Annotated in this window: 9 protein-coding genes and 2 pseudogenes; 9 read left to right on the top strand and 2 right to left on the bottom strand. The window is 71.6% G+C overall.

All coding sequences use genetic code 11. From position 1 onward, the window contains the following. Positions 1-376, bottom strand: a pseudogene (locus B9S61_RS26975) (IS5/IS1182 family transposase); the annotation flags it as partial. 258 nt (positions 377-634) lie between these two features. Continuing rightward, complete coding sequence (locus B9S61_RS26970) at positions 635-1,489, bottom strand: TetR/AcrR family transcriptional regulator C-terminal domain-containing protein (RefSeq protein ID WP_103544569.1); 855 nt, start codon at positions 1,487-1,489, stop codon at positions 635-637. Positions 1,490-1,604: 115 nt separating this feature from the next. Between B9S61_RS26970 and B9S61_RS26965 the strand changes: the two genes are divergently transcribed. The 9 genes and pseudogenes from B9S61_RS26965 to B9S61_RS26925 all read left to right on the top strand — a co-directional run. Then, positions 1,605-2,489, top strand: a complete 885-nt coding sequence (locus B9S61_RS26965) for a siderophore-interacting protein (RefSeq protein ID WP_103544568.1) — start codon at positions 1,605-1,607, stop codon at positions 2,487-2,489. A 79-nt stretch (positions 2,490-2,568) separates the two neighbouring features. Then, complete coding sequence (locus B9S61_RS26960) at positions 2,569-3,414, top strand: ABC transporter ATP-binding protein (protein WP_103544571.1); 846 nt, start codon at positions 2,569-2,571, stop codon at positions 3,412-3,414. Positions 3,415-3,431: 17 nt separating this feature from the next. After that, positions 3,432-3,704, top strand: a complete 273-nt coding sequence (locus B9S61_RS26955; RefSeq protein ID WP_146064957.1) for a hypothetical protein — start codon at positions 3,432-3,434, stop codon at positions 3,702-3,704. 122 nt (positions 3,705-3,826) lie between these two features. Next, positions 3,827-4,753 (top strand): S-4TM family putative pore-forming effector, encoded by a 927-nt coding sequence (locus B9S61_RS26950; protein ID WP_146064956.1) that lies wholly within the window; start codon positions 3,827-3,829, stop codon positions 4,751-4,753. A 371-nt stretch (positions 4,754-5,124) separates the two neighbouring features. Continuing rightward, positions 5,125-5,622 carry a hemerythrin domain-containing protein gene (locus tag B9S61_RS26945; protein WP_181007549.1) on the top strand — a complete coding sequence of 166 codons (498 nt, stop codon included), beginning with the start codon at positions 5,125-5,127 and terminating at the stop codon, positions 5,620-5,622. Between the two features lie 507 nt (positions 5,623-6,129). Further along, positions 6,130-7,349 (top strand): annotated as a pseudogene (locus B9S61_RS26940) (M23 family metallopeptidase). 132 nt (positions 7,350-7,481) lie between these two features. Further along, entirely contained in the window at positions 7,482-8,474 is a 993-nt protein-coding gene (locus B9S61_RS26935) for a permease (RefSeq protein WP_258039867.1), read from the top strand. Next, complete coding sequence (locus B9S61_RS26930) at positions 8,471-9,226, top strand: TIGR03943 family putative permease subunit (protein WP_103544563.1); 756 nt, start codon at positions 8,471-8,473, stop codon at positions 9,224-9,226. Before B9S61_RS26935 ends, B9S61_RS26930 begins: the two co-directional genes overlap by 4 nt. A 477-nt stretch (positions 9,227-9,703) precedes the next feature. Continuing rightward, positions 9,704-11,105, top strand: a 1,402-nt coding sequence (locus tag B9S61_RS26925) for an ATP-binding protein (protein WP_103544570.1), incomplete at its 3' end; no start/stop codon positions are given.

Here is an 11,105-nt window from a genome sequence, read left to right as displayed (position 1 = left end):
CGTTGGGGCCGGGGGCGGCGACGCGGTCGGTGCGGATGACGGTGCCGTCGAGGTTCAGATGCGTCAGCCCGGCCGCCTTCGCGCGTTCCAACGCGGTGGCGAGGTCCGGTGCCCCGGCCGCCAGAACGGTCAGCCCCTCATGGAGGTAGCGGTATGCGGTGGAGGCCGACAGGCCGTTGTCGCGGGCGAGTTGGGAAAGGCGGGTGCCGTCGATGAACCAGCGCAGGACGAGCACCGCCTGCNGGAAGCAGCCCAGCGCACGCCTGCCCCTGCGGGTTCCGGCCGCGACGCGGTGATCGCGCAGCAGCCGGGCCAGGTGCTCGGCGGTGGACCGCTTCACATCGAGCACCGCGGTGTATGTGACACTGGTCGGCACGTGAGGCCCCTCGGTCAGAACAATCCGTCGCAAGATCGTTCCTACCAGGGGCCTTACGTCTGCCCGGACTTGGGGACCGCACGGGCCGCAGCGCAAGCATCGCGATCACAGCGAGCGACGGGCGCTTACCGGGAAAGACTCAATGAACATTTCCGGCCGGGGTTGGCCGATTGGGGTTCAATCGGCTTCGAGACCGACCGCTTCGGGAGTGCGGCAGGTGCCGGATCGTGCGGGCCCGCCCGGGCCCGCACGACCCCGTCAGAGGGTGTCGGCCGAGGCGTGGAGCGTGCCGTCGGAGTCTGTCCGCACCGCCGCCTCGACGCCGTCGAGGATCAGCCCCAGGCCCACCCGGAACGCCTCCCTCGCCTCCTGCTCCATGTGCGACGCGGCGCCGCCCGCCTCCGCCTCGGTCATGGCGGCGAGGCTCGCGGTCGACTCCAGGGCCGCGAGCGCGGGGAAGTGTTCGGTGAAGTCGGGTGCGAACTCCGAGAGCAGCGCGGACCGCTGCGCCCACCACTCCTCGTCGGGCACCCCGGTCTCCGGCGCCGCCTGCCGGTGCTCCGTCGCGACCAGGGCCATGCCCCGCACGAACTGGAACAACACCGCGATGACCCGTCTGACGCGCAGGGGTTCCAGGCCGATTCCGCCCAGGATCCGCACCACCGTCTCCAGTCGCGCGTACTCGTTCGGTCCGAGCACGGGTCGGGCCTGCGAGACTTGGAGCACCCAGGGGTGGCGCAGATAGAACGCCCAGGCGTCGCCGGCCCACTCGGTGATCGCCGGCCGCCAGCCCGCGCTCGTGTCGTACTCCGTGGGCAGTTCGGCCAGCACCCGGTCGTGCATGAGGTCGACCAGTTCGCTCTTGCTCGGCACGTACGTGTAGAGCGCCATGGCGGTCCGCCCGAGCCGGGTCCCGACCGCCCGCATGGACAGGGCTGCCATGCCCTCTTCGTCCGCCACCGCGATACCCGCGGCCACGATCGTGTCCACGTCGAGTCCGGGTTTAGGGCCGGGTTTGGAGCCGGGTTTGAGAGCGGCCCCCCCGGGTTCGGCCGATCGCCAGAGCAGGGACATGGATCGGCGGGCATCGCCTTGTCCGGCGAAAACAACCACCTTGCAACTCCTTACAGCATAAAGTAACCTCGCCAGCGTAACTCTTTACGCTGTAAAGATACCAGCTGGGCGGCTACTCGCCCCGGTATGCCCGTACGTTCGTGGAAGGTTTCCGATGGCAGAGCTCCCCGTCACGTTCATCCAGGTCACCGACATCACACGCATCACACCGCGGATGGCCCGCGTGACGTTCGAGGCCGACCACCTCGAAGACTCCGTCGGCCTGACCCCGGACCAGCAGCTCAAGCTCTGCTTCCCCCGGCCCGGCCAGGAGCGGCCCGTCGTACCGGAGCAGAGCGACGACGCGACGGGCTGGTACCAGGCATTTCTGGCCATTCCGGAGGACGAGCGGCCCTGGATGCGCAGCTTCACCCTGCGCCGGCGGGTGCCCGGGACGAACACCGTCGAGGTCGACTTCGTCCTGCACGGGGACAACGGCCCCGCCAGCGCCTGGGCCGGTGCCGCCCGCCCCGGAGACCGGCTCGGCATGGTCGGCCCCTCCGCGATCTACACCGGACCGGTCGCCCTGACGGACTCGATCACCTCCGCCGACTGGCTGTTGATCGCCGGCGACGAGACGGCGCTGCCCGCCATCGGCACCCTGCTGGAAGCCCTGCCCGAGCGGGCCCGCGCCCAGGTCTACATCGAGGTCGCCGACCAGGCTGAGCAGCAGACTTTCCAGACGGCGGGCGACGTCACCCTGCACTGGTTGCACCGCGACGGTACTCCGGCCGGCCGCAGCGAAGCCCTCATCGACGCCGTCCGCGGCGCCGAGTTCCCGCCCGGGCGCCCCTTCGTCTGGCTGGCCGGTGAGGCCGGCGTCGTCCGGACCCTGCGCCGTCACCTGGTCAACGACCGGGGGCTCGACAAGCGCGCGATCGACTTCAGCGGCTACTGGCGCGTCAAGCTCACCCAGGACGACGCCCCGACCGCCGAGGACATGGCCGAGGCGCAGGAGCGCCTCGCCGAGTACCAGGCGGCGGCCGATGGCCAGTCCTGACGAGCCGCGCGCCGACGTCGGCATCCCGGCCGGGCGCCGCGAGTCGGCCGGGCGACTGCCGGGCCGAGAGAAGGATTTCATGATCACAGTGCGAGGTCTCGCCCGCCGGTTCACCGTGCGCGGCCAGGATGTCGAAGCGGTCAAAGGCATCGACTTCGACGTGGCGCCCGGGGAGGTGGTCGGCTTCCTCGGCCCCAACGGAGCGGGCAAGACCACGACCTTACGGATGCTCACGACCCTGCTGCGCCCCACCGGCGGAACTGGCACCGTGGTCGGCTGCGACCTGCTGACGGACCCCCAGGGCGTGCGGCGCAGGATCGGCTGCGTCCACCAGGGCGGCGCCACCTGGCCCGAGTCCAGAGTCGCCGAGGAGATCGAACTCCAGGCCCGGCTCTACGGCCTGTCCCGCACCGAGGCCAAACGGCGCGGAGCCCCGCTCGCCGAGCGGCTCGACCTCGCCGGCCTGGACCAGCGCCCCGTCAAGACGCTCTCCGGCGGTCAGCGCCGCCGGCTCGACATCGCGCTCGGACTCGTCCACGAACCGACGCTCGTCTTCCTCGACGAGCCCACCACCGGCCTCGACCCGCAGAGCCGTGCCAACCTCTGGGAGCACGTCCGCCGCCTGCGCTCCGAGCAGGGCACGATCGTCTTCCTCACCACCCACTACCTTGACGAGGCCGACGCGCTGTGTGACCGGATCCTCGTCACCGACCACGGCACGATCGTCGCCGAGGGAACCCCCGACGCCCTCAAGGCCCGGGTCGCCGGCGACGCGATCACCATCGAGGTGACCGACCAGGCCGCGGAGGCGGCCGACGTCGCCGGGCGGCTGACCGGCGCGAGCGAGGTGAGCGTCGACGGCGACACGGTCCGCTTCCGGGTACCTCGCGGCGACGCCGCACTGCCGGTCATGTCGGGTGCGTGACGTTCGAGGAGGTCGTCGTGTGGCGTACCGATGACGGGCGGGAGGTCTACCGCCGTGTCCTCACCGACCGGGAGAGCCGTGAGGCGATGGGTGCGAAACGGATGCGTCTGGTGTGCACGGAGGCGGGCACGCTGTTCTGGCTGAGGCGGGGACGGCTCTCCACCCCCACGGTCGACGGAGGAACCCAGCTCCGGCAGTCCGGCACGTACAACGACATCGCCATCTCCCGCGACGGTCTGCTGATCGCGATGCTCGGCAGCGAGGGACGGATCGAAGTCTGGGATCTGTGACCCGCTGTATCGCGCTGATCCCTTATGAGTGACGCATGGCCCCGCTCGGTACCGGGCATGTTCTCAGCCGTGGCCGGCCCACCGTCGGAGTCGGCCGCTCACACACCCGCCGGGGGGATGCCGTGGGGGCAGCAGCAGACACTTCGATCCTGGCTCGGCAGAACGACCCGGAGCTGTTGCAGCTCCTCAAAGCCGCCTCCGTGTCGCACCGCCGGGCCAAGAGGCTCGCGTCGTCACACATCGCGCTCTCGACCCTGCTGGCCGGCCTGGGGGTGGCCGGTGTGTTCGCGCCCGTACTGAAGACACCGGGCACGCTCCTCGGCCTGCTGTGGGCGCTCGCCTACGCCGCGGGCGCACGGCTGTGGGCGGCCAGGGAGATGCGTCGTGCCGCCCTCTTCCAGGAGATGTTCGACGTCAGCCTCCTCCGACTGCCCTGGAACACCGTCCTCGCGGGCGGCACCGTACTGCCCTCCCATGAGGTGGGCCGGGTCGCCCAGCGGTACAAGGCCCCCGAGTCGTTGCTGCACGACTACTTCTTCGAAGCCACCGCGCTCAGCCGGCCGCTGGATGTTCTCGCGTGCCAGATGCAGTGCCTCGGCTGGGGTGCCAGGGTCCGTCGTCGCTACGCCACCGCCGTGTCGTGCGGGCTGCTGTTCTGGGCCGCGGCAGGCGTCGGGCTGGGCCTGGCCCGGTCCATGACCGTCTCCGATCTGCTGCTGCACTGGTTCGTCCCCTCCCTGGGACTCCTGCTTCTGGGGATGGACACCGCCGCGTCCCAGCGGGAGGTCGCCGCGGCCCGTGAGCACGCCCACACGGTGCTCATGGACGAGATGCGCGGACACGTCTCCCGGGGCAGGCCGGCCGAGGACGTTCCCGTACTTCTGCAGCTCGCCCGGCAGATCCAGGACGTCCTGTTGCAGACCCGCCTCCGGCAGGTCCGGGTGCCCGACTGGTTCTTCAAGCGGTTCCAGACGTCGGACCGGAGCGATTTCGTCCGTGCCATGGGTGAACTGGACCGTATGGCGGTCACCCCGACGCCTTCGCCGTAACCGGGCGACGGCCGTGCCCGGTTCTGAGCGTCGGCCGAACACAGCGGCTGCGACGGCCTCGAGTCCGGATCAACCGGGCACCGCCCGGAGCGACAGGGCCGCGGTGCGGGACCTGGCCGCGCGGTGATCTCCACACCGAACGGCCAGGACCGTCACCCACGCGGACCGCCCGACTCGTCTGCCGCTCTCCGTGGCTTCGCCCGGTGAGGGGTCTCTGACCCGCGTCGGTGTCCCTTCTCGATCGTTCAGGGGCCGGCCGCGTTCGCGGAGCGCGCCGCACGCGGGGTGGCACGCCGGCCGGTACGTCTCATCGGCGGGAACCCGGGTATCCGCGCGTTCGAATGCCCGTCACACGCAGTCAGGGAGTCACTGTGCCGTCCACCGACGTCGTCGAGCTCATCCTCCGGGACCACCGCCGTATGGAGGACCTCTTCCGCACCCTGCGCAATGCCGAAGCGGACCGTGCCGCCGCTCTGGAGGAGTTCGCCGGTCTGCTCATCGCACATGCCTCCGCCGAGGAGGACAAGGTCTACCCGGCGCTGCGCCGGTACAAGAAGGTCGACGGCGAGGATGTCGACCACGGCGTCCACGAGCATCACGAAGCCAATGAAGCGCTGCTCGCGCTGCTGGAGGTGGACGACACCGCTTCCGAGGAGTGGGAGGAGAAACTCGAAGAGCTGGTCACGGCGGTCAACCACCACGCGGACGAGGAAGAGCGGACCCTGCTCAACGATGCCCGGGCGAACGTCGGCGATGACCGCCGTGCCGAACTGGGGCAGGATTTCCGGAAGGCGCGCGCGCAGTATCTGGAGTCGGGCTGTGGCAGCGTCGAGAACGTGCGCAAGCTGGTGGCCGCCGCCGACGACTGACCTCGCTCCGCGCCATGGGCACGGCTGTGGGCAATGTCCCTGGGGGGAACGGTCGGCGCGGGGCTGCCACGTCACCGGTTGGAGACGCCGGGGACCCTTCCGCGCCACAGGAGGCAGCGACGTCGCCGGGCACGGACGGAGCATCGACATGACGCCGGCTGTCTCCGAAGCCACGCGTACCGCGCGCCCACCGGCCCGACCGGTCCCGCATCCGCCCACCCGGGCCTCCCGGCGAGGGGAAACGGCGGTGCGGGAGGGGGAATCGATGCAGAGGGCCGGCCCGGCCCGTCCACCGTCCACCTGCCGGCAGGCCCCGTCGCCCTGGGCAACGGCACTGCCCCATCGGGCAGTTCACCCTGTCCTCGCGACTGGTGACGGTGCGGCCCGGGCTCGCTAGCGTCGGGGCGTGAGCCGATACATCCCGCCGACAGCACGCCCTGCCGTGACGCCCTCATGGAGCCGGCCCGGCACGTGACCGAGGACAGGGACGAGGCGGCGTACCCCCTCGTGCCGGGGACGACCGGGAACGACGCCACGCGAGACGCGTACACGGACGACGGTACGGCGCACCCCGAACCGCAGGAGCCCACCACGGGGCCGGGAGCCACGGGGGCACCGGCCGCGGAACCCGCCGCCACGGGGTCACCGGCCGCGGGGTCCGAAGCCAAGGGTGCGGCCGGCGGCCGGGCGCGCCGTCGTCGCGGACCCGGCCCCTTCACGCTGATCGTGCTGCCCAGCCTGGTGACGCTCACCGGTGTCTTCGCCTTTCTCTCCCTGACCGGTGGCCTCGATGCCGCCTCGGCGCCCGGCCCCGTGCCGGGCCAGTCGGCCGTCAGCAACGTGGACGGCTCGTACGTCCCCTGGCTGCGCAGGGCGACCGCGGACTGTACGGGCGTCACGCCCGCGCTTCTCGCCGCGCACATCGACCAGCTGTCCGGGTGGCAGGACGACACCGCGAGCCTGGCCGAGCAGGGCGTCGCCCGCTTCACGGAGGCCGGCTGGAAGACCTGGGGCCGGGACGACGACGGCAACGGCACGTCCTCACCGCGCGACGTGGCGGACGCGATCATGGCGCTGGGGCGGCAGGACTGCTCCCCGGCGGAGAAGATGACCGCGCTGCGCACCAAGGGCACCGTCAACGGTGACGTCGCCGACCTCACGCTCGCCGCGTACGTGGCCGGGGCGGACCAGGTCAAGGAGGCCGGGAAGATCCCGGCTCCGGCCCGCGCGTTCGTCGCCGGGGTGAGGAAGCGGCTGCCGCAGCACGACGCCCTGGTCCGGCAGAACCCCGAACAGGACAACGGACGGGCCGCCGGCGCGCTGCTGACACCGCCCGTCACCGCGCTCACCGTGACCTCGCCCTTCGGTTCGCGCGCGCACCCGCTGACCGGGGTCACCAAACTCCACACGGGCGTCGACTTCGGCGCGCCGCAGGGGCCCCCGTGTCCGCGGCATGGGAGGGACGGGTGGCTTTCGCCGGCCTGACCCCCGCCTACGGCTACCGCGTGGTGATCGACCACGGCACGGTCGACGGAAAGCGGCTGGAGACCACGTACAGCCACCTGTCCGCCCTCCAGGTGACCACCGGCCAGAGCGTGACGACCGGCCGTCCCGTCGGGTTCGTCGGCTCGACGGGCCTGTCCACCGGCCCGCATCTCCACTTCGAGGTGCTCCTGGACGGCCAGTACACGGACCCGACCGCGTGGCTCACCGGCGGCGGGCAGTGATCGCCGTCGCACCGTACCGGTGATGACACTGAATGATAATGAAAACTAATATCCTTCGTCGGTGCCCGCTGTGATGACCCGGGCGTGCGGCAGACGGAGTGGGTGTTGCGGAAAACGGAAGAACGGCCCGAGATCGCCGAAGGCACCGAGCGGGACGACGGGGGCTACGACCTGCCCCTGCCCTGGCCCCTCCTGTTGCTGGCGGCGGCCACCGTCCCCGGCGTGGTGCTCTACTTCGGGGGCCGGTGGATGGAGACACCGGCGATGGAGGCGTGGCGGACCGTCTGTCTCGCCGTGACCGTGCAGGCGCTGCCCTTCCTCCTGCTGGGCACGGCCCTGTCCGGCGCCATCAACGCGTTCGTGCCGGCACGGGTGTTCAGCCGGATACTGCCGCGCAGGCCGGTGCTCGCCGTGCCGGTGGCGGGTGTGGCGGGAGTCGTGCTGCCGGGCTGTGAGTGTGCGTCCGTGCCGGTGGCGAACAGTCTGATCGGCCGCGGTGTGACTCCGGCGGCCGCGTTCGCGTTCCTGCTGTCGGCGCCCGCGGTCAACCCGGTCGTGCTGACCGCCACCGCGGTCGCGTTCCCGGGACAGCCGGGGATGGTCGTGGCCCGGCTGCTGGCCTCCCTGGCCGCGGCGTCGGTGATGGGCTGGCTGTGGCTCTGGCTGGGGCGGGCGGAGTGGCTGCGTGCCGGTGTGCGACACGGCGGGCATCAGCCGGGTGGCAGCCGGTGGCGGGAGTTCCGGGACGGTTTCCGGCACGACTTCCTGCATGCGGGCGGTTTCCTGGTGCTGGGCGCGATGGCGGCGGCCACGTTCAATGTGGCGGTGCCCCGGTCCGTACTGGACGCGTTCTCCGGTTCGCCCTGGCTGTCGGTGCTGTTCCTGGCCGGGCTGGCGATCGTGCTGTCGGTGTGCTCGGAGGCGGACGCGTTCGTGGCGGCCTCGCTGAGCGGGTTCTCGCCGGTCGCGCGGCTGACGTTCATGGTGGTCGGTCCGATGGTCGACCTCAAGCTGATCGCCCTTCAGGCGGGCACGTTCGGCCGGGCCTTCGCCCTCCGGTTCTCCGCCGCCACGGCGGTCGTGGCGGTCCTGTCCAGCGTGCTGATCGGAGGAGCCCTGCTGTGAGACGCCCGTTGCAGACGGTCCTGCTCCTGCTCAGCGGTGCCGGCCTGCTGCGCATCGCCCTCTTCGGCGACCTGTACCTGCGCTACGTCAAGGAGGGGATGCGTCCGCTGCTCATCGGTTCCGGGGTCCTGCTGATCCTCCTCGGCCTGACGGACGCGGTGTCCTCCCTACGGCGGCGCGAGGACGGCGGGCACACGGGCCACGGTGACGGCGGCCACGGGCACCAGCACTCCTCCGTGCCCCGTCCGGCGTGGCTGCTGTTCCTCCCGGCGCTGAGCCTGCTCCTCTACGCCCCGCCCGCCCTCGGCGCGTACACCGCCTCGCGCGAGCCGGCCGAAGTGGCCGTCACCCACGAGGACGACTTCGATCCGCTGCCCGCGACCTCGCCGCTGCCGATCACCCTGTCCGACTTCACCCGGCGCGTGCGGCAGGACCGTACGGGGGCCATCGGGGGGCGTACGGTCCGGATGACCGGCTTCGTCACGTCCGCCGGGCAGGGCGGCGGCTGGTTCCTGACGCGCATCATGATCTCCTGCTGCGCGGCGGACGCCCGGTCCGTGAAGGTGCGGGTGCACGGCGCCCCGGCCCCCGCCGCCGACACCTGGGTGACGGTCACGGGCGCCTGGCATCCCGGCGGAACCCTCGGCACGGGCTCCGCTCCCGCCGCGCTCGACGCCCGGTCCGTGGAGAAGACCGCCGAACCGGTGAACGCGTACACCGACGCTCTTCCGCCACCGGCCCTCGGCAGGTGAACGAGCGCTCGGCCGGAGTGTGCCACCGGGATCCTGTCACGGAACATTCACGATCAGCGGCATTTCCACACCTCCACACCCGGGTCGCCGTCATGGCCGATACTCGATAAGGGTTGCGTGCGTGCAGAGTTGGCCGAAAACCGGTCGCTCGTAGGGGTGATCAGGTCAGTAAGTGGCCTGCGAGTGAAGCAATATGACGTTCCGTCAGTGCCGTGCTCGGGTCTTTCACCACGTCGGCCGGTCCCGCTTGGCGTGCCGTCGTCTATCACGGCGGGACCTACGAGCGATGGGTTCACGACGAAACCCGGATTGCCGACGGAGTATGCAGTCGGCGGCGCCTTCGCGCACAGCGGCGTGACTAGCATGAGCCGTACGTGGCCGGAGGATCGCCCTCCTGTCGGCTGACCTCTTCTCCGGCCCGCGGCCGCTGTGCCGCCGCCCCGAATCCCCTGCACTCACGGACCGAGGGACCGCTCCATGCCAGTGCCTGCTTCACCCAGCCAGCATCAACCGGTGGGGGCGCCGCGCACCTCGTTCGCCGTGCTATCGGCCGTGCTGGTGACGAGTGCCGCCACCGGCGGCGCGGCGCTCGCCCTGGCACCGTCCGACGCCTTCACCTGGGCCCTGACCGTGGTGGTCGCCGCCTGGGTGTGCGTGGCCGTCACCGTCCTCGTCGGCCACCGGCTCGTCCACCGGGCCCGGACGGCGGCCGCCCGGCAGGAGGCGGAGAAGGTCCGTCTCGGGGCGGAGGCCGCCCGGCGGTCGGCCGAGATCTCCCAACTGGCCGGTGCCACGCTGCCCGTCGTGGCCGAACGACTGCGGGAGGGCGCCGGCGCGTCCGACGTACTGGCCGGCATGCCGCCGCAGTCGGACCCGCAGTTGCGGCGGCTCGCGCACGCGTTCGCCACCGCCGTCGAGGAGGACGTCCACAGGGCGGCCGTACTGGAGGACGAGTACCGCAAGACCCGGCACGAACTGGAGCGGACCCTCGGGGAGTTGCAGCGGCTCACGCAGGAGACGATGCCCGCGGCGGTGGCCCGGCTGCGCGACGGGCGGTCCGCCGACACCGTACTCGCCGAGATCGAACTGCCCGGACTGCCGGCGCTGCGCACCCCGGCCGAGGCGTTCGTCCGTGAACTCGCCCACAGCGAGCGGCGCGCCGCCGCGGCCCAGGCCGCGTCCGCCAAGGCGCTCAGCCGGGTCCAGGCCAAGGCCGTGAGGATGCTCGCCGACCTGCGGGACATGCAGGAGCGGCACGGCGAGGAGGTCTTCGGAGACCTGCTGAAGCTGGACCACGGCACCTCCCAACTGGGCCTGATGACCGACCGGCTGGCCCTGCTCATGGGCGGCAGGTCCAGCCGCGCCTGGAACAAGCCGATCGTGATGGAGAGCATCCTGCGCGGTGCCGTCGGCCGCATCGCCGCATACCAGCGGGTGCGCCTGCACTGCTCCACCCGCGCCGCGGTCTCCGGCTTCGCCGCGGAAGGCGTGATGCATCTGCTCGCCGAACTGATGGACAACGCGGCGAACTTCTCACCGCCCATCGACGAGGTGCACGTCTATGTCGAGGACCGCAGCGCGGGCATCGTCGTCACCATCGAGGACAGTGGCCTGAAGATGGCCGACGCGGCGATGCGCCGCGCCGAGGAGGCCGTGGCCGGCCGCGTCACCGACCTCGCCTCGCTGCAGGGCACCCGGCTCGGCCTGGCCGTCGTGGGGCGGCTCGCGGCCAAGTACGGCATCAGCGTCAGCTACCGTCCTTCGTCCCGCGGCGGCACCGGCGTCGTCGTCCTGCTGCCGCTGGATCTGCTCGCCCAGCAGCGCGACATGGCCCCGCACGAGACGCCCCTCCGGCCGGCGGCAGCGGCCGCTCAGGTCC

Source organism: Streptomyces sp. SM1, assembly GCF_002910825.1.
GTDB classification, from domain to species: domain Bacteria; phylum Actinomycetota; class Actinomycetes; order Streptomycetales; family Streptomycetaceae; genus Streptomyces; species Streptomyces okerensis.
The sequence above is the reverse complement of the archived record's forward strand: the minus strand, read 5'-3'. Positions and strand labels throughout refer to the sequence as shown.

What these genes read in the sequence shown, in the direction of transcription:
- B9S61_RS26965 (WP_103544568.1), top strand. Translation starts at nt 1,605, where the DNA reads ATGGCAGAGCTCCCCGTCACGTTCATCCAGGTCACCGACATCACACGC.
- B9S61_RS26960 (WP_103544571.1), top strand. Translation starts at nt 2,569, where the DNA reads ATGATCACAGTGCGAGGTCTCGCCCGCCGGTTCACCGTGCGCGGCCAG.